At 35.1% G+C, this 18,695-nt stretch carries 15 protein-coding genes, 1 tRNA gene and 1 pseudogene; 2 read left to right on the top strand and 15 right to left on the bottom strand.

The annotated features are described in order from the left end of the window. Positions 1-42: 42 nt before the first annotated feature. The 7 genes and pseudogenes from OTK00_RS02840 to OTK00_RS02810 form a co-directional block, all read right to left on the bottom strand. Positions 43-174 (bottom strand): annotated as a pseudogene (locus tag OTK00_RS02840) (cold shock domain-containing protein); the annotation flags it as partial. A 45-nt stretch (positions 175-219) separates the two neighbouring features. After that, positions 220-945: a class I SAM-dependent methyltransferase gene (locus tag OTK00_RS02835; protein ID WP_045170313.1), complete on the bottom strand. Its 726-nt coding sequence runs from the start codon at positions 943-945 to the stop codon at positions 220-222. Then, a complete protein-coding gene (gene plsY, locus OTK00_RS02830; RefSeq protein WP_045170315.1) occupies positions 945-1,553 on the bottom strand; it encodes a glycerol-3-phosphate 1-O-acyltransferase PlsY in 609 nt (202 codons plus the stop codon). The genes OTK00_RS02835 and plsY overlap by 1 nt, the downstream gene beginning before the upstream one ends. Beyond that, a complete protein-coding gene (gene der, locus OTK00_RS02825; protein WP_045170316.1) occupies positions 1,553-2,872 on the bottom strand; it encodes a ribosome biogenesis GTPase Der in 1,320 nt (439 codons plus the stop codon). Before der ends, plsY begins: the two co-directional genes overlap by 1 nt. Continuing rightward, a complete protein-coding gene (locus tag OTK00_RS02820) occupies positions 2,869-4,170 on the bottom strand; it encodes a DUF512 domain-containing protein (protein ID WP_045170317.1) in 1,302 nt (433 codons plus the stop codon). Before OTK00_RS02820 ends, der begins: the two co-directional genes overlap by 4 nt. A gap of 29 nt (positions 4,171-4,199) precedes the next feature. Then, on the bottom strand, positions 4,200-4,997 hold the full coding sequence (locus OTK00_RS02815; RefSeq protein ID WP_045170318.1) for a dihydropteroate synthase: 798 nt from the start codon (positions 4,995-4,997) through the stop codon (positions 4,200-4,202). Beyond that, positions 4,994-5,473, bottom strand: a complete 480-nt coding sequence (locus OTK00_RS02810) for a DUF402 domain-containing protein (RefSeq protein WP_052670941.1) — start codon at positions 5,471-5,473, stop codon at positions 4,994-4,996. The genes OTK00_RS02815 and OTK00_RS02810 overlap by 4 nt, the downstream gene beginning before the upstream one ends. 99 nt (positions 5,474-5,572) lie before the next feature. Here OTK00_RS02810 and OTK00_RS02805 point away from each other — a divergent pair. Further along, positions 5,573-5,649: transfer RNA gene (locus OTK00_RS02805), tRNA-Pro, on the top strand. Between the two features lie 25 nt (positions 5,650-5,674). On the opposite strand, the gene OTK00_RS02800 is transcribed toward OTK00_RS02805, so the two are convergent. From OTK00_RS02800 to mltG, 3 genes are read right to left on the bottom strand one after another with little or no spacing between them, the layout of a single operon-like run. Then, complete coding sequence (locus OTK00_RS02800) at positions 5,675-6,901, bottom strand: peptidase U32 family protein (RefSeq protein ID WP_045170319.1); 1,227 nt, start codon at positions 6,899-6,901, stop codon at positions 5,675-5,677. Positions 6,902-6,915: 14 nt separating this feature from the next. After that, positions 6,916-7,554, bottom strand: coding sequence for an O-methyltransferase (locus OTK00_RS02795; RefSeq protein WP_045170320.1), 639 nt, complete (start codon positions 7,552-7,554; stop codon positions 6,916-6,918). A gap of 4 nt (positions 7,555-7,558) precedes the next feature. After that, positions 7,559-8,560, bottom strand: coding sequence for an endolytic transglycosylase MltG (gene mltG, locus OTK00_RS02790; protein WP_045170321.1), 1,002 nt, complete (start codon positions 8,558-8,560; stop codon positions 7,559-7,561). A 544-nt stretch (positions 8,561-9,104) separates the two neighbouring features. Between mltG and OTK00_RS02785 the strand changes: the two genes are divergently transcribed. Next, positions 9,105-11,066 (top strand): L,D-transpeptidase, encoded by a 1,962-nt coding sequence (locus OTK00_RS02785; RefSeq protein WP_045170322.1) that lies wholly within the window; start codon positions 9,105-9,107, stop codon positions 11,064-11,066. Between the two features lie 367 nt (positions 11,067-11,433). On the opposite strand, the gene OTK00_RS02780 is transcribed toward OTK00_RS02785, so the two are convergent. From OTK00_RS02780 to dnaG, 5 genes are all read right to left on the bottom strand, one after another. After that, positions 11,434-12,705 (bottom strand): PdaC/SigV domain-containing protein, encoded by a 1,272-nt coding sequence (locus tag OTK00_RS02780; RefSeq protein WP_045170323.1) that lies wholly within the window; start codon positions 12,703-12,705, stop codon positions 11,434-11,436. Positions 12,706-12,747: 42 nt separating this feature from the next. Then, complete coding sequence (locus OTK00_RS02775; RefSeq protein WP_045170520.1) at positions 12,748-13,902, bottom strand: YIP1 family protein; 1,155 nt, start codon at positions 13,900-13,902, stop codon at positions 12,748-12,750. Between the two features lie 5 nt (positions 13,903-13,907). Beyond that, positions 13,908-15,467: a zinc ribbon domain-containing protein gene (locus OTK00_RS02770; protein ID WP_045170324.1), complete on the bottom strand. Its 1,560-nt coding sequence runs from the start codon at positions 15,465-15,467 to the stop codon at positions 13,908-13,910. A 189-nt stretch (positions 15,468-15,656) separates the two neighbouring features. Next, positions 15,657-16,892 carry an RNA polymerase sigma factor RpoD gene (gene rpoD / locus OTK00_RS02765; RefSeq protein WP_241765547.1) on the bottom strand — a complete coding sequence of 412 codons (1,236 nt, stop codon included), beginning with the start codon at positions 16,890-16,892 and terminating at the stop codon, positions 15,657-15,659. Beyond that, positions 16,889-18,658, bottom strand: a complete 1,770-nt coding sequence (gene dnaG, locus OTK00_RS02760) for a DNA primase (RefSeq protein ID WP_241765548.1) — start codon at positions 18,656-18,658, stop codon at positions 16,889-16,891. Before dnaG ends, rpoD begins: the two co-directional genes overlap by 4 nt. Positions 18,659-18,695: the final 37 nt, after the last annotated feature.

Raw genomic sequence — 18,695 nt, 5'->3', positions numbered from 1 at the left:
TATACCAAAAACAAAAAAGCTTCCAGCAAAATTGCCAGAAGCTTATTTTACCTTTCTCACATTTACTGCCTGGTTGCCCCTTTCGGTTTTTACCACATCAAACTCCACCATCTGCCCTTCTGCCAAAGTCTTGTATCCTTCCATGTTGATGGCCGAAAAATGAACAAATACATCTCTACAAGCTAATATTATGTTCTATCACTGAGAATTTTATGCTATTCAAATCTTTTTACATACGTAACACACCTTTGAACAAAAAGAGGTTTTAACAGAACTTTTATAATCATAGACCTTTTCGACTATCAAAAAGCCACTTTTTTCAAGCAGCTTTTCTACTTCTTCCTCACGATAGATGTACTGAATGATTTTATCGTATACAGTCCTGTTCCTATCAATAACAGAAAAGTGGATGATGATCTTTTGCCCTGCTTTATTGAACTTCCAGTAAAGCAGCATATCTTTTATTCTCTTTACTGCCTTTTTTCTTTTGGCTAATCTTTCTAAATATTCCTGTGTGTTTAAATCAAATATAAATATGCCATCCCCGGACAGTAATTTTTTTACCTTCTTCAAATATTTCAACAAATGCTTTCTATCAATATGATTTAAGACATCCACTGTAGAAAGTATAACATCAAACCTGTGCTTTGAGTCAAACTTCAAAAAATCTTCATTATAAAGCTTTACATTGTCAGATAAGAGTACACATCCGGCTATTTTTATCATCCGGCTTGACCTGTCAACACCGTAGAGATGTCCAAACCCCATTCTGGCAAGCAAACGCAAAAGAGAACCTGTTCCGCATCCCACGTCCAGTATTTTTGACTTTTTTGAGATATTGAACTTATAAAATATCTTTTTTAAAAATCGAATAATTGACACTCTGTCAAAGAACACATTGTAAAACTTCCTGTAATAGACTGCAATACTGTCATAGGATTTCATCAGCGCAGTTTTACCCTCTCTCCAACTCTTCTTTCGGTCCCGTTCAAAAGCCTCTTAATGTTTTCTCTGTGACGGAATATAACGACAATCATTATGACAAGTGCTAAAAACCAGTACTCTCTTGCAAATATTAAAACAGCAAAGAAATACAAGATACTGCCTGTTATACCTGTCAAAGACATATATCTTGTCAATACAAGCACAACCAGTGCAAGGGGTATTACAACAAGAGTAATAACAGGCGTTGCAACAAGCGCAACACCAATGGATGTTGCAACTGCCTTTCCTCCTCTGAATCCAAAATACAAAGGCCAGTTATGACCGCAGATAACTGCAAATCCGGCAAGTGTGACGCCCAGAACAACATCATCCGGCATGACAATCTTAGCAAATAAAGCTGCAACAACCCCTTTTAGAACGTCAATGGCAAATACCAGAATAGCAGGACCTATCCCCATTGTGCGAAGGACATTTGTAGTGCCCGGATTACCACTGCCATATTTTCTGATATCAACTCCATTTAACATCTTACCAATTATGAGAGCAGGCAGTACACTCCCAAGCAAATACCCTACAGCAAGCACAATCAAAATCTGAAGTGCTTTCATCAAGCCTTTTCCCCTTTCTCTTTTATCAAAAATATTATTGGTACCCCTGTAAAATCAAAAGTTTTTCTAAGATAGTTTTCAATATATCTTTGATACGAAAAGTGAAATAAGTCTTTATCGTTTACGAATATAGCAATTTTGGGTGGCTTTTCTCCAACCTGTGTCATGTAGTAAATTTTGAGCTGCTTGCCCTTATCACTTGGTGGCTGGTATATTGTGGTAGCCTCTGCCAGAACGTCGTTTATCTGCCCTGTTGTGATTCTTCTTGTGTAATTTTCGTATACATACAAAACTGTCTCAAGAAGTTTTTTTACCCTGAAACCTGTCTTTGCAGAGATGAACAAAATGGGTGCAAACTTAAGAAAGCTCAGCTTCTCTTCAATCTGCATCCTGTACTCATCAGCTGTTTTTTCATCCTTTTCAACAGCATCCCATTTATTAACCGCAATAATACACCCCTTACCTGCCTCATATGCATACCCGGCAATCTTCGCATCCTGCTCAGAAACCGGTTCTGTGCCATCAATAAGTATAATGCAAATGTCACTTCTTTCTATTGCCGAAAGAGTCCTCAGCATACTGTATCGTTCAATATTGTCATAAATCTTGCTTTTTCTTCTGAGCCCTGCTGTGTCAATAAGTGTCAAAAGCCTGCCTTCAAATTCAACCTGAGAGTCTATAGCATCGCGGGTTGTGCCAGGAATATCGCTTACAATCACCCTCTCCTCGCCAAGAATATAGTTTACAAGAGAGGACTTTCCTGTATTTGGCTTTCCTATTATAGCAACCTTTATTGAATCTTCCTCTATTTCATTTATTCCCATTTCACCAAAGTAATTAACAACCGCATCCAATACATCCCCAACTCCTGTGCCATGCTCAGCTGACATAGGAATCGGATCAGAAAGCCCTAAGCTGTAAAATTCGTAAATAACTGGCTGTTCCGAGATGTTGTCAATTTTGTTCACTGCAAGTACGATGGGTTTTCTTGAAACCCTCAGCATGTTTGCAACCTCTCTGTCCGCATCAGTAAGACCGGTCTTGCCATCCACCATGAAGATTATCACATCAGACATATCAATGGCAAACTGTGCCTGACGCCTCATCTGTTTTAAGATTATGTCCTCCGAATAGGGTTCAATACCACCGGTGTCTATCACATTAAAAGAAATCCCGCGCCATTCTGTCTCGCCTACAATTCTGTCGCGCGTAATACCCGGGGTGTCATCCACAATAGCACGCCTTTCTCCAATCAATCTATTGAAAAGTGTGGACTTTCCTACATTTGGTCTTCCTACTATTGCCACGGTCGGTTTCAATCCTCTTCACCACCCTTCAGAAGATAGTAAAGCAATTTTCTGCCGTGATTCTCAACAGGAAAAACTGCTCTGCCAAATCTATCTCTTATCTGGTCTATATGAATATCATCCAGGAATCTGTTTTCATGATTGAGTGCACACGAGGGAATCAAAATATAATCACCTATATCAACATTTTGCAGCTGTTCAATTATGTCCTTCCCTGTAAGAAGCCCTGCAACTGTAATGGTATGTCCAAAAAAATTATTTACAATTTTTACAATATCAACTCTGATGTTTGGAAATTTTCTGTTAAACACTTTCATCAGCTTTTTCAAAAAGTCATACGCCGAAACACCCGTCACAAGTGTTATATGTTTTTTAACATTGTAATCTGGCTTTAATTTGTTCAAAGCTGCCAAAAATTGTCTTTTAAATAGAGCAAGCAAACCCACTCCATTTTCTATCTGTCTGAAATCTTCGTAAAACTCATAATTTGGAATCTTTTTTTGAGCTTTTATATAAAACTCATCGGAGGCAAATACAAGCTTTGTGCCAAACTCCTGTTTGAACTTCTGCTGCCATTTTGCTATCTGATTTAAAACCTCCTTTGCATCATCCTTAGAAAAAGGCTCAAGAGCAAACAACCCCTCGCGGTACTTTGTAAGCCCAACCGGTACAACCGCAATGGATCGAATGCAGGGATAAAATCGTGACAAATCAGAAATTGTCCTGTCAAGTTCAAATTTATCATTTATCCCTTTCATAAGGACAATCTGGGCATCAAACTCAATTCGGTGCTCTGCTAAATACTCAAGCTGATCCAAAATCAATGAAGCCTTTGGATTTTTCAATATAAACTCTCTCAAACCCGGATTGGTTGTGTGAACAGATATTTTCAGAGGACTTAAATGAAATTTAACTATCCTTTCAAAATCCTTTTCAGTCAGGTTAGTAAGCGTAATGTAATTGCCACTCAAAATTGAAAGTGCTGTATCATCATCCTTTATATAAAGAGTCTTTCTCATACCTCTGGGAAGCTGGTCAATAAAGCAGAATATACACCTGTTTGCACATCTTCTTACCATTTCATATTCAAACTCTATTCCAAGCGGCTTTAATTTTCTGTTTATAAGTCCAACTCTATAAAGCTTATTATCTCTCAAATACTCAATTACAAGTTTTTCTTCCCTGGAATAGTATAAATAGTCAATTATATCATTTATCTCCCAGTCATTTATTTTTAAAACTATATCCCCTGCTTTCAAACCACACTTCTGTGCCAGGCTGCTGTGATGTATATTAGAAATTTTTAGCATCTTTTCACCTTTTCAATCATGAAAATTTTCTAATCCAGAAGTCCTTCTCTTGCCTTTGTAATATACTCCATACAAAACTCATCCTGCCCGGAAAGAACTTCTGAGGCATAAACCAATTTCATCAAAACATCATCAAGCGGGTCAGCAATGCAGCTGTTTAATCCAAAATAAATGGCAATGGGCAAAAATGCCCTGTTGACCCATCTTCTTTTTGGCAGCCCAAATGAGATATTTGAAAGTCCACAAATAATGTTAACTTTGCTAAATTCTTTTCTTATCAGTTTTATTGTCTCAAGAGCAACTCCAACATATCTGCTATCAACAGATACAGGCTGAACCATTGGGTCCAAAAATATATCTTCTTCAGCTATGCCGTTTTTAGCAAACATATCCATAAGCCTTATGGCTATTTCAAGCCTTTTTTCCGGGTCTTCAGGTATACCAACATCATCCATCAAAAGTGCTACCACTTTCATGTTATATTCCTTGATAACAGGCAGGGCTCTTTTCAAAATTCCCTCTTCAAAAATCACAGAATTAAATATTGCTCTTTTCCCTCTGTAAATTTTCATAACCTCTCCTATGACCTCTGGTCTTGGACTGTCAATTGAAAGTGGAGCATCAATTTCACTTTGAATACTCTCGACCATCCTCTTTAGAATCTCTGCTTCCTCATCAACAAACACTCCTGCATTTACATCTATATAGTGAGCACCTGCGGAATACTGTTTTCTGGCAAGGTCCACAATATACTGAAAATTGCCTTCTTTTATTGCATCAGCAACACTCCTGACAGTTGAATTAATCTTTTCACCGATTATTATCATTGTGGATTAATTTCACTCCTTTTTTTAAGATACTCTTCAACCCTGTCCAGCTCAAAGCCATTGTAAATGTCAGTAAGCAAAAAATTCAGCCTTTCAAGAGCCATAAGTACAATCTCTTCCGAAATTTTATTCTCTCTTCTTAGCCAGACAAGCTCATCAATATCAGCAATCCTATACCTTCCATCCGGGAAAACTATTACATCAACAAGCAAATCTTCTGTCACAATTTTATCAGTATCTATATGTGTATCAATAATATCACAATAGGTATATAGCAGTCCATCATCATGACCGTAAACCTTGCTAATTTTAATTCCTTTTTTCAGGTACACACAGGAAGCGCCCCATTTGATATCTTCTCTTTTTTTAATCGGAAGCCATTTGGTTATAAGAACATCATCGTCCATATAGATTATCTCATCAGATGAAATATCTATCTCTTCCTGAGGATAAAATCTTTTTCGAACCAGTTTCAAAATCAATTTCTCCTTTTACAATTGATTTTTTTGAAAAATATTATATAATGTAAAGTAGAGATTTGCAAACAGAATTGAAAAGGCAAATAAGCAAAAGGTCGGGATGTGGCTCAGTTTGGTAGAGCGCCTGGTTCGGGACCAGGAGGTCGCAGGTTCAAGTCCTGTCATCCCGACCATTTTTAATACCATTTTTTGCAGTTTTTATTCTTTCGCTTTTCTCCTCAGTATGGCAAACTCGGTAACAGGTCTGTCAAATTTTATTCTTGTAAGCTGCTGTGCATGTGGAACAACCTCCAGAGGATTGCCTTCCAGATCAAAAATACTATCAAGTTTCTGCACAAAATATGTGCCATCCGGAAGCATAACCTCCACAACATCGCCTCTGAAAAACCTATTTCTCTGCTCAACCACCGCAAAGCCATCTTCCAAAACCTCTTTTACAATGCCAACAAAGTCATATTCGCGAATGTATTTGCTTGATTCAAACTTGTAATCATTGTGTGCCGGCCTGCCGAAGTAAAAATTGGTGGTGTAGCTTCTGTGCGAGCATTTTGCAATCTCCTCAAGCCACACTTTTTCGGGTTCAAAGTTTTCAGGGTCCTTCAAAAATTTGTCAATTGCTTTTCTGTACACACTTACAACTGTTGCAACATAAAAACTACTTTTCATCCTTCCTTCAATCTTGAACGCGTCAATTCCTGCCTCTACCAGCCTGTCAATATGTTCAACCATGCAAAGGTCTTTTGAGTTGAAAATATATGTCCCATCAACATCTTCAAACACTTCAAAGTACTGCCCGGGTCTTTTTTCTTCCATGATATAGTATTTGTATCTGCAAGGATGAGCGCATTCACCCCTGTTTGCATCTCTTCCTGTCATATACGCACTCAGAAAACACCTTCCTGAATATGAAATACACACAGCGCCATGGACAAAAGCCTCAAGCTCCAGCTTTTGCGGGGTATTTTCTCGAATTTCTTTTATCTCTTCCAAAGATAGCTCTCTTGCCAGCACTATCCTCTTTGCACCAAGTTCATACCAGAATCGTGCACTTTCGTAATTGGTAGTATTGGCCTGGGTACTTATGTGCACAGGAATCCCAAGCTTTATTGCCTTTTTGAACACGCCCGGGTCTGACACAATTATCCCGTCAAAGCCCAGATCTTTTATACTGTCAAAAAATTCATCTATCTTTCTGATATCTTCATTCCTTGCGAAGATGTTGGCAGTCAAATACACTTTTTTGCCATGTCTGTGGGCAAAATCAATCCCTTCTTTCATCTCCTCTAAGTCAAAATTGCCGGCATATTTTCTTAGCCCAAACTCCCTGCCACCTATATAAACACTGTCCGCACCATACACTATTGCAACTTTAAGTTTTTCAAGATCACCAGCCGGCGCAACAAGCTCTGGTCTTTTTACAGTCATATCAAAAACCTCCATTATTTCTTGATAGCAATTAAAACACCATCAGAAACTGGTAAAAGAGTCATTACAAAATTGGGGTCATCCTCAATCATCTTTATAAACCTGTTCATCCTCTTTGCAATCGTAATCATTCTCCTTACAAGATATCTTCTGGCAACCACCATGCCTTTGTAAAGCACATTGTCACAGACAAACAGACACTCTTCTGACATTTTATCTTTTGTAAGATTAAAATAGTCAATATACTGAGCCTTTGCAGCATCGAAAAACACCATGTCAAACTGACCTTCAATAGCCTGCAAAACCTCTTTGGCATCCCCACCAACAATGGTTATTTTGTCCTCTGCATTGAACTCTTTTATATTCTTTTTTGCCTGCATAACCATGTCAAAGTCCATTTCTACTGAAATTATCTTTGCCTCAGGAAACCCTATATGCATAGAGAGAGTTGAGTATCCAATGGCTGTGCCAAGCTCAAGTATCCTTTTTGGCTTTTTGATCATTGTCAGAATTGTAAGAAGCCTTGATACTTCTCTTGACACAACTGGAATATTATTTTTCTTTGCATACTCTTCAATCTTTAAAAACCTCTCATCAACGTTTGTAAGCTTGGACCTTATAAACTGGTTCAAAATCTCACATGAAATATCCATAATTCTATTTTTCCCCTTCTTCTATTTCTTTTTGAGCATTTATGTGCTCTTCAAATGTCTTTGAGAATACATGAGTGCCATCTTTTCTGGCAACAAAAAATAAATAGTCAGTCTTTTGAGGATTCAAAGCAGCAAGCAGGCTTTTCCTGCCCGGGTTGCATATTGCAGAAGGTGGAAGCCCATTGTAAAGGTATGTATTATAGGGTGATTTTATCCTAACATCACTCAGTGATAAAACCTCTTTGTGCACGGGTAAAATATATTCAACTGTTGCACAGCTTTCCAGCCTCATCCCCTGATTCAATCTGTTTATAAACACACCTGCAATCAGGGGTCGTTCAAAATCTTTTTTGGCTTCCTTCTCAACAATTGATGCAAGAATTATGGTTTGAATATCACTTAGCTGAGTAGTCTTGCTGTTTTTTATACTATTGTAAACATCAACAAATCTATTCAACATCCTTTTGATTATGTCCTTTTCTGATTCACCTTCAAACACTTCATATGTGTCAGGATACAAAAAGCCTTCGAGCTTGTACTTTACATTCTTTGAAGGATACTTAAACTGAAAATCAAAATTGCAGTTATTAATTTCATTTAAAAATCTTTCCCTGTCAACAATTCCTAAACTGCTCAGCTTTTCGGCTATCTGAACACAGGTAAACCCTTCCGGAATAGTAAACCTTACTGTCTTTTTAAACACAACACCTTTTTGCAAAGCTTCACAGAGCTCCTTATAGCTCATCGATGAAGAAAGCCTGTAATTTCCCGCTGCCAACCTGCATTTTTTGGCTTTGACATACAGCATGAAAAGATAAGGATTTTTTATTATTCCTTTTTCTTTCAAAATCTTCGCCACACTCTTAACCGAACTGTTTTGAGGTATTTCGACATATGCTTCTATTACCTTTGCATTTTGCATTTTGTAAACAACTGATATTAGTAAGATGACGAGAAATAAAATCAATATCAGCAACCATTTACTCTTTATTTTATACCATTTCATTTCCAATACCTCATTTTTCTAATGCTTGCATAAGCTTTGTTTATCATTTTATGTTTATAATTATATCACAACAAAAAGCAAGAAAAAAAAGAGCCTAATAAACAGGCTCCTTTTCTTCTTTTTTAGCCCTTGCTTCCATTTTCTTTCTCATTTCATGGTTCAATATCTTTTTTCTGAGTCTTAAACTTTTTGGTGTAACCACCTCTTTTGAAAATTTATCAGGCAGCTTTTTGATTTTAAAACAATTGATATTTTTGAGTCAAGAAATTAAAATATATATATTTCAAATAGTTTTAAAATTTCATCTATGCTTTTGGCTGTGGTTTTTGTTTTTTTGTGTGGTAAAATAGGAGATGTAAACAAAAACCTTCAAAATGTAGTCTTGTTGTGGCGTTTATACCGGTAGTAAACAAAGAAGACAACTGGGATATAGCAAAATGTGGAAAAACAGCGTCGCCTAATATGGAAAAACCATTGAGAAAGCTGTAACTAATCCAAAAGAAGTGCTTGAACTTTACTTTCAGGGAAGGGGTGTAAATAAGAAATGGGAAAAAGTTTTTCAAACTTTAAAAAAATCTTTTATTCAAAGTTACTTATTATGTTTTTGTCTTTCTTATTAGCAACATCTAATTTGACCATTTTTGCTTACGCTTTGCCAAACTATAATTATATAACTGCAGAAGATTTTGTAAATAAACTTTTTGTAAATCTGAAAATAGTTGACCATTCACAGGATTCTTGGAGTAAAGCAAAATTGTTAAAAGTGCTTCCTGCAGGTTTGAATAAAAAGTCTATTATCACAAAAGCTCAAGCATCATATATTATTTGGTATACAATACAAAATATAGACTTTTTAAAACAAAAATTTATTCCAATTCAAACTAATATAATATCTTATTGGGATTATTATAAGCAAACAGGGAATGGTTTTTTAAACAAAAACATGCCCACTGAAATAGTACTTATGTATTACAATTTTGTTGTAATAGAGAAAATTTATAATAATGGCGAAAAGAAATATATTGTTGTGTGGAATCCATATGTAAAAGCACATTCACAAAGTGAATATACAGAATTAGTAGCCAATTTTATAAGCAAAAACCCGCAAAAGCGCAGGATTGCTCTCAGAGAAACCTCTGAAAAACTTACAATTAACTATATTAAAAGGGTATTTCCATTTATAGGGGATTCTAAAGAACATTTTTCCACAGTTTTTGAAAATGTATATCAAAGTGTATACGAAAATATATATAAAACCACTAACGATATTGAATTTAACAAAATTTATACCGTTGCCGAACAAGCTTATTGTTATTTTATGGAAAACAACTCTTTGAAAGTTGCCAAAGTTCAAAATTTCGAAACTTTATTCTTAAATAAAAAGTATAGTGTAGATGTCAAAATAGATCCCCGATGGAATAGATATATCGAAGATTATATTATGTCATCAAAAAGAGACTATCCTATTAATCATGAAAGATTTAAATATATGATTTCAGACATATTCTCTACCACTGAAATTTTTCAAAAACCAATTCTTTATCTGATGGATTTAGGAATACTAATACCTGAATTCAATCAATATGACCATCATTTTTATATCTTTCCAGATAAAAAGTTTTCAAAAACAGAAGCTTACGAAATTTTTAATAGGATTTCAACAAACAATAATTTAGCCTTTGATGAATTTAAGGTGGATAATCAATTCTTTAGAATTGACAACATGAGATTTTTAAAAATGTTAAAAAGTCTTCCACTGAAAAATCAAAGAAAACTGAATTTTACATTATCACAATTTGGTATTGATCAATCAGGTATCTACATAATTGTCGATGATACAAAATATTATATTGCTGAAACATTTGAGCAAAACGGAAACTTATTTTATTATGTAAAACCCTATATTGTCTTAGCAAAAACAAAGCAACAATATAAAAACCTCATACCCGAAAATCAAATAGTTGAAGTATGGAGTTACAATAATGGTAGATATCTTGTGAAATATAAAAATCTGCAATTGTATGTGCCATCAAAATATCTTTTCATCTTACCAAAGAAAAAAGTTTTTCTCAGTACACTAACAAAAGATGAAGTTGAAAAATTTGTCAATTTACAAATAAAAAATAAAAAATCAAATTATTTTATATGGGTTGACCTGTTAAGACTGTCTGTGTATTTGATGAAAAAAGAAAATAATAGATACGTTCTTATAAGGACAATGGATTGTACTGCAGGAGCTGAACATACTCCTACGCTGAGAGGTTATTTCAAAAGTAAAGCTAAAATTTATAAGCTCTATGTCCCAAAATATGAAGCAGGATTAATGTATGGATTAGTATATTACGGTGATTACATGATACATTCTGTTACAACAGACCGTGAAGGTAAAATTGCTGACAATTCTATATTAAAAAGAATCAGCCATGGCTGTATCAGACTCTCTATGAGCGACGCTAAATATATTTATGATCATATACCAGTTGGAAGTGTGGTTTGGGTAAATTAAAAACACAAGGATGGATATTCCCTTATTGCAGAATATCCATCCTTTATAACATTTTTTAATTTTTATAAACATTTATTGGGATACTGAGAGTTGAATGCATAAAATTACACCAATGTTATTATTTAAATTTTTACATTTGTGTCTTAATAACATAATTTACTGATAGTTTCTATTAAAGCCAAAATAACTAACTATAGTGTAAAACCTTATTAATTTCATTACTACTATTTTTATTAATCCAGCTTTTAAAATTTTGAGATATTTCATTATTTTAGTAAGCAAATATTTACTTTATCAAGACATCTTGATTTGCATTTGTAAAAATCACTAATTTTATATTAAAATAATTCCTTAGTCTTAAATTACTTTAATTAGTTTGTCCATAACCATATGGTTCTCTTTTAATTAGGATATAGCCCACATTTGAAGATTTATCTGCACCTTTTGATTCAATATATGCTTTTATATTCCCATCAAGCTCACATGTTACAGTATAACATCCACTTTCCTCACTAATTCCCTCGTCAATTTTCTTGATTTCACTTATACTTTTTAATTTTCTAACTAATTCTGAAACCGAAATCTCCAACGGTATGCCGAAAAATTTTACTGTATCACTACCCATAATACTAAAAACCTGTGCATTATTTATACTTTCAAGAGAATCTATAGAATTAAAACTAAAACTAAATATAAGACCACTTTTAGTATAATATAATAATCCTCCTTCATAAGAATATACTTTAACAGGCAACCCATACTCCTTCCTTACTTTATTTAAATTTGCATCTAACCATTCCTCGATTGTATCCAAATCCTTTAAGTCTACACTTTTTTCAATTTCTTTTCTATTAAGTTCATCAAAACTAAACCAAAATCTCACAATACCTCTTGCAAATGATCCTATTACATATGGTTCATAACAAACTAAAATTCCTCCATTCTTGAAAATTGAACTGTTAAGAATATATTCATCATATGTGACTTGCTTTTCTTGCCCCCAAAAAACTTCATATGGAGGGTCATCTAAGTCTTTACATAATGCCCTTGCAAATAATATATAATTACCTATCCAATTTAGTTGTTCAGTGCTTAAAACATCATTAAGTTTAACCTCTCTTCCTGTTTCCAAATCAAAGTTGAAAGTCTTGACTCTTATCAAGTCATGAGCTCCACCTGTATATGAATCTTCTTCAAATAAAAAAGAAATATATGGTGATACACTTTTATCCCATTCGCATTTTAAATGAAGCGTATAGGGATAAAAGTCTAGTTCATTCTTTTGTTCATTCGCTATTGCTTTTATACCTTCTATTTCTTGTTCTACATACCTCTTCAGGATAAAATTTATTTTTTCACACACTTCCTTTTTAACTTCGCTTCCTGTTACTTTTGGTAGCAAAACATCAATCTCATATTTGTCCGTTGCTTGATATATTCTCTCAAAGACAACATCCAATGCAGGTTTATTACTTCCTTTATTCTTATTCGAATGTTTAGAAATCTGCTCAGTCTTTTGTGAAATTGTTGTTTTTGTTTTTCCTATCTCATCTCTTTTTGTTCTTATACTCGTACACCCATAAAATGATGATAATATAAGAACAAGCATACTAAATATTGCTAATATCCTTTTAAACATTATGTCTATACCTCCCATATTCTAAACCAAACTATTCTATCTTTACCTAACCCTATAAAACTCATAATTACCTCTACCTGAACCAGGAATAGGCTCCAATATCAATTTATTGCCTTTAATTTTGTAATAATACCCCTCTTTGCCGGTTAAAAATCCTGTTATATATAACTTATCTCCATCTATCTCCCAATTGCCACCCGCCCAATAATAATTTGCCTTAAATGTGCCATCTGGCTTGAATGTAATAGTATCATGATCATCTGACCAGGTACCAACAATGCTATTTGTATTAAAACTTGCTGTACCAGTCCCACCTGAGTTTGCCACTCCACCAGCTAAAGCAAATATAATTATCGCCACAACAATAATACCTACAATATATGTGATTGCAGTCAAATAAAGCGCATTTGTATCTTTATCTTTGTATCTGTCTTTGTCTTTTAGTAAATTTCTAATGGCCCAAAAGTTCAAAATTGTATTTACGAAAATACCAAAAAAACTTAATAAAAGTACAAGCCATATAGATATAAATTGTAATAAAAGATTTATCACTCCTACCAAAACAATTGGAATAAGGCTTACCCCTATTGCCCCTAATATAGCTTTAAAATCTATTTTTTCTTTTAATATTGTAAATGCCACCTTAATAATGCCACAATACAGGAGATACAGGAGAAATAAGACTATGAAGTTATATAAAAATGCTCTAAAAGAAAATTCTTCAAAAGTTGAAGACAGAAGACCTGATGCACCTATAAAATCTTCAACCAATTTTATACCTTTTCCTGCCAAAACAATATTTTGAAGAGAAACAAATAAAGATGCAAGAATAGCAAACAAAATACCCGCTTTGTAGTCATTATTCTGTATAATCTTTGAAATAAAATCAAATGGACTTTTCAAAAATGCCCATGCAAATTTTACTGTAATATAACAATATCGAAATGCTATATTAATACCCTGGTTTATTTTCAAAGTAATTTCTAAATTTCTTTCCTTTTTTTCTGAAGCATTTTCAGTTTGTTCACCATTCTGTTTTTTGATATCTTCATTAACATTCTCCACATTTTGTTTATCATTTATCACTTCGCCGTCTGAAGCTTGATTGCCAGTTTGACTTACCGTTGTTTGTGTTTCTCTGCATGTGCAAATCTCACCTTCCTGAAGCTCTTTGCCACAATATGGACAATTTGTCATCTCAATCACACACTCCCTTCATCCAATTTGTATTCTTTAATCTTACCATCTTCAGGCCAATCATAAAACCATGGAGCTTCTATTCCAACAATAATAAAGTTCTTTGCACTTTCATCCCAAACAAGCGTGTAAACCTGTCCAGTTACTTTTTCAGAAATATCCTGAGGTGGCGTTTCATCACTGTTATATATTGTATCTTTATAATAGATTTTTGCTGTAATTTTTATGCTTATTTTTCCTTCTTCATTTTTGAACAGCTGCAATGTCTTAAAATTAAACTCAGTTTTTGTCACTTTTCCTGTATACTTCTGATTATTACCTTTTAAATCTTCAATTCTGTTTGAAAAAATTTGCCTCAATTCATCTGAAATGTGCAAAAACTTATTTGAATCCTGAGATGTCATAGCAGTTCTATAAGATTTTTCAAAATCATTTATAACAGAAGCAACCTTGTCGAATGTTAAATTATTAGTATCATCGGTAGAAAGTGTATTGGGAATTGTAACACTATTTGACCAACTGCCAAGTTTTACAGAAGCTGTCGTTACTTCACCCCAAGGTAATTTTATTTTTGCACTAAACTCACTTTCGTCACTTACAGGTCCAAATTCAGACGCATCTTTTACCAAAACACCAGTCGGTTTGCCATTCAAAATTATCTCAGCTTCATCAAAATCTGATTTAATTGTCACATATCGTGGATTTAAATACACTTCAGCTGTGTATTGATTATCGTTACTAAAATATCTATTATAAATTACCTTCTCGGCAATATTTTCCAATGTACAATAGGGGCCTTTGTACTCTGCTTTAATCTTATAAATACCAGCAATCAAAGGACCTACTGAGATTTCTTGTGATGGATCTGAAACAGTAGCTATGTTTTTGTCATTCAAGTATATCTTTGCACCTTTTGTATCACACTTTATCTTCAAAAAATAATTTTTTGCTGCAATCTTATACCTTGTGAAGAAAATCAAGCCATTACCTACAGGTTTTAATACAAAATCATTAGAATAATCCTGACCTGACAAAAGAGCAGATAATGCCTCGGTTAGAGATTTATTGCTTCCATCTGAAGAAGGATTTGAGATTTTCTGAAGTGCTGCATCCAAAGCTTTATAAATATTGTCTATGTATTCTGGCTTTGATTGACACAACTGCAAAAAAGCTTTTAGACTGTCCTGAGAAATCTGTTCATAAGTTTCATGAACAAGTATCTGTGAAAGCTTTTTCGCATCATTTGCTTTAACAGCTCCTTTGAATTCATTTACAACTTTGTCTGGAGAATAAATTGATTTTCCAATTACTAAAATAAGGATGATCAAAACAAAAACACCTGCAATTCCATAAAGCCACGGTAATAATTTTTTGTTCAACCTGAATTTTAAGCTGGAAACTTCAAACGTCTTTATTTCTTCACCTTCAAAGTATTTTTCCAGGAAGAACTCTTTTTTAGGTTTTGAGACATTTTCCAAAATCCTGGGTTCCAAGTTTTCACCACACTTCGGGCATATTTTAGAGTCCTTTTCAACTTCAGCACCACATTTAGGGCATAAAATCACTTTCTTACCCTCCCCTGTTCTTTAATTTTTTTGACATATTTCGACAAAATTCGACAAGCAATACACTTTTAAGGCATATTTTTGATATAATTATAATTTATTTTAGCAGTTTAATGCAAGAGTTTTTGTCATCTTCAATAACAAAAAAGCAAGTGGGCTACCCGATGAGTGGATAGCCCACTTTTATTTTTATTCCAGAAAATCCTTGAGTTTTTTGCTCCTGCTTGGGTGTCTGAGTTTTCTGAGTGCCTTTGCTTCAATCTGACGAATCCGTTCGCGTGTGACATTGAACTCTCTGCCAACCTCTTCTAAGGTCCTTGCCCTGCCATCTTCAAGCCCAAACCTGAGCTTCAATACCTTTTTCTCCCGCTCGTTGAGAGAATCCAAAACTTCCATCAGCTGCTCTTTAAGCATAGAGTGTGCAGCAGCCTCAGACGGTGCAAGAGCATCATCATCCGGGATAAAATCACCCAGGTGGCTGTCTTCCTCTTCTCCAATCGGAGTCTCAAGTGACACAGGTTCCTGTGCAATCTTCATTATCTCCCGCACCTTCTCAACAGGCATGTTCATCTCTTTTGCTATCTCTTCAGGGGTTGGTTCTCTTCCTTTCTCCTGCAAAAGCTGGCGGGATACCCTGACAAGTTTGTTGATTGTCTCAACCATGTGCACAGGAATTCTAATAGTTCTCGCCTGGTCAGCAATTGCCCGTGTAATTGCCTGTCTTATCCACCACGTTGCATAGGTTGAGAACTTATAGCCTTTTCGATAGTCAAACTTTTCAACAGCTTTCAGAAGCCCAAGATTGCCCTCCTGTATCAAGTCCAAAAAGAGCATTCCTCTTCCAACATACCTTTTTGCTATGCTAACAACAAGCCTCAGGTTTGCCTCAGCAAGCCTCTTTTTTGCCTCTTCATCCCCCTGCTCAATTCTCTTTGCAAGCTCAATCTCTTCCTCAGGAGTTAACAAAGGAATTTTTCCGATCTCTTTCAAATACATCCTTACAGGGTCATCTATTGCAATACCTTCCGGCAGGTTCTCCAGATCGTCTTTCAAAAGCTCCTCTTCAGAAATCCTGTCATCCACAACGTCAATCCCCATACTCTCAAGAGTGTCATATATATTCTCAACCTGGCTGGCATCAAGTTCTACTTTATCAAGTATTTCCTGAATCTCAGAATACGTCAAAAATCCCTTGCTCTGACCAAGCGAAATGAGCTCACGCACCTTTTCCCTTATCAGGTTTTTCTTTTCTTCTATATTTTTATTCTTCTCCTCCGAACTCTTCTTTGAAGACTTTGCAGCCTGATTTTTGTTTTCAGGTTCAACTTTCTGGTCCTGCTGTGGCTGAATCGAAGCATTTGCTTCTTCGGTGCTGTGTTGATTTATAACATTTTCATTGTTCTGTCCAATGTTTTGTTCTGTCATCTGTCCTCACCCTCCCTTCCTGCCTTGAGTTTCCTGAGCTCATTTAGAATCTCAATAGCCCTTGCAGCATCGTTCTTTCTCTGTGCTTCTTCAAGTTCAAGCTTCAAGCTATGCGCTTTTATGTTCTGTCTCAGCTCATCTATCGCCTTTCTGGCAGTCTCAAAGTCTTCAAAGCCTTTTGATGAAAAGCCTGTCAGCTCAGATAGAACATTCTCATCTGTTATAAAGCTCAAAAGCATAGAATAGCTCAACTCCATCCCCTCATCAAGCAGATTTTTTATACTACTGAAAAGAATCTTAATATCCTCTGTGTAAAAGTCATCTTCTGTAATAAGGCTCTTTATCTCTTCTGATCTCGGAGCCCACTGTATATAAAGAGATAAAAGATAGATTTCATTTTTTTTTAATCTCTCGCTATCTGTCAGGGTAGCCTTTTTCTGCGTTTGTCTGAAATAGTTTATGTTCTCTATTCTCCTGATTTCTCTTTGAGCAGTCTTTGAAAATTCTCTTGTTATAATATTTTCATCTATCCCTGTCATCTCTGACAGCTTTTTTATATACTCCTGTCTTTCAACTTCGTTTGAAATTGGAGTCAAAATCTTCTCAAAATATTCCCTTACAAATCTGAACTTCTGGTCTGACCTGTTCAGGTCGTACTGGTTTCTCAGCTCCTTTATTTTATAATCTATAACAAACATACTGCTTTGCTTTCTAAGCAAAAAAGCTTCTTTTCCAAACTTCCTGATGTACTCATCAGGGTCCTTTGCACCTTCCAGCTCCATGACTCTTACCATCAGCCCGTTTTGATACAGTATATCAGCACTCCGCAAAGCCGCTTTTTTCCCCGCCTCATCACTGTCCAAACAGAGCACTACCTCATTTTTGTACCTTCGCAAAAGAAAGCTATGGTCCTGGGTGAGTGCTGTGCCCAGAACACCAACTGCATTATCAATACCTTCCTGATGAAGGCTGATTACATCCAAATATCCTTCAACAACAACAAACTCATTTGCCCTGCTCTGTTTTGCTATGTTAAGACCATATAGAATCCTTGACTTTGAAAATATCAAAGTGTCGGGTGAATTCATATACTTTGGAGCTGATAAACTATCAGAGATTATTCGCCCGCCAAATGCAATCACCCTGTTCATTGTATCGAATATAGGAAAAATAAGCCTTCCTTCGAATCTACAATAATTTTTTCCATTTCGCTCAAGAAAAATTCCACTCAAATCAATAATTTCTTTGGAATACTTTTTAGAAAGCCTTTCATAAAGGTCATTCTTCTCCGGACAATATCCAAGTCCGAATTTCTTTGCTGTTTCTTTTGCAATTTTCCTCTTTATTATATATTTCGCAGCTTCAATGTTTTTGCGAAGATAAAGCTGCTCTTTAAAATACTCAAAACAGTCCTGATGAAGATTGATTAGCTCTTCTTTTTGCTTTGCCAGAGCTCTGTCTTTAGTGAACTTAGAGTCAGATAAATTAATATCAATCTTTGCTTTCTCTGCCAGAACTTTCAGTGCCTCTGTAAATGTCAAATTCTCCATCCGCATCACAAAATGAATAGCATTGCCGCCCACACCGCAGCCAAAACAATGAAAAATTTGCTTTGCTGGTGAGACATAAAAAGAGGGTGTTTTTTCCGAATGAAAAGGACAAAGTGCTCTGTAATTTACCCCAACCCTCTTTAGCGGAATATAAGATGAAACAATATCAACAATATCCACTTTGTTCAAAACCTGCTCTACAATTCTTTCCAGCACATCATATTCACCTTCATGTTTTTTGAGACAATTTAAT

It is taken from the genome of Caldicellulosiruptor morganii (genome assembly GCF_026810225.1).
Lineage (GTDB): Bacteria > Bacillota > Thermoanaerobacteria > Caldicellulosiruptorales > Caldicellulosiruptoraceae > Caldicellulosiruptor > Caldicellulosiruptor morganii.
This window is presented reverse-complemented; position numbering and strand designations above follow the sequence as displayed.

Excerpts from the sequence above, each read along its gene's own strand:
- OTK00_RS02835 (WP_045170313.1), bottom strand. The coding sequence starts at position 945 with ATGAAATCCTATGACAGTATTGCAGTCTATTACAGGAAGTTTTACAAT.
- plsY (WP_045170315.1), bottom strand. The coding sequence starts at position 1,553 with ATGAAAGCACTTCAGATTTTGATTGTGCTTGCTGTAGGGTATTTGCTT.
- OTK00_RS02820 (WP_045170317.1), bottom strand. The coding sequence starts at position 4,170 with ATGCTAAAAATTTCTAATATACATCACAGCAGCCTGGCACAGAAGTGT.
- OTK00_RS02815 (WP_045170318.1), bottom strand. The coding sequence starts at position 4,997 with ATGATAATAATCGGTGAAAAGATTAATTCAACTGTCAGGAGTGTTGCT.
- OTK00_RS02800 (WP_045170319.1), bottom strand. The coding sequence starts at position 6,901 with ATGACTGTAAAAAGACCAGAGCTTGTTGCGCCGGCTGGTGATCTTGAA.
- OTK00_RS02795 (WP_045170320.1), bottom strand. The coding sequence starts at position 7,554 with ATGGATATTTCATGTGAGATTTTGAACCAGTTTATAAGGTCCAAGCTT.
- mltG (WP_045170321.1), bottom strand. The coding sequence starts at position 8,560 with ATGAAATGGTATAAAATAAAGAGTAAATGGTTGCTGATATTGATTTTA.
- OTK00_RS02785 (WP_045170322.1), top strand. The coding sequence starts at position 9,105 with ATGGGAAAAAGTTTTTCAAACTTTAAAAAAATCTTTTATTCAAAGTTA.
- OTK00_RS02780 (WP_045170323.1), bottom strand. The coding sequence starts at position 12,705 with ATGTTTAAAAGGATATTAGCAATATTTAGTATGCTTGTTCTTATATTA.
- OTK00_RS02775 (WP_045170520.1), bottom strand. The coding sequence starts at position 13,902 with ATGACAAATTGTCCATATTGTGGCAAAGAGCTTCAGGAAGGTGAGATT.
- rpoD (WP_241765547.1), bottom strand. The coding sequence starts at position 16,892 with ATGACAGAACAAAACATTGGACAGAACAATGAAAATGTTATAAATCAA.